This is a genomic window from Streptomyces sp. BE303, assembly GCF_036290945.1.
Taxonomy (GTDB): domain Bacteria; phylum Actinomycetota; class Actinomycetes; order Streptomycetales; family Streptomycetaceae; genus Kitasatospora.
Genome location: NZ_JAQYWZ010000434.1, coordinates 1 through 300 on the forward strand (window position 1 = coordinate 1; position 300 = coordinate 300).

General features: G+C 73.3%; 1 protein-coding gene. It reads right to left on the minus strand.

The window, feature by feature from the left end; genetic code table 11:
- The coding region (locus PUR56_RS08685; protein ID WP_329948451.1) for a KR domain-containing protein at nucleotides 1–300 on the minus strand (300 nt) is incomplete at both ends.

Here is a 300-nt window from a genome sequence, read left to right on the forward strand (position 1 = left end):
CCGGCCCTCCGTCGCGGCGGCAAGGTTGCGCGCCGCGTCGACCTTCGCCCGGAACACCACGTCCAGGCGCTCCGGGGTCAGGGACTCCACCATCCCGTCGTCCAACACACCGGCCGCGTGAACCACCGCCGTCACCGGCACGCCCCGCAACGCCCCGGCCACCGCTTCCGCGTCCGCCACGTCACAGGCCACCGCCCGCACCTTCGCCGAAGCGAGCTCCTCGACGAGTCCGGCATCCCCACCGGAGCGGGACAGCAACAGCAGGTCACGGACACCGTGCGTCTCGACCAGATGCCGGGC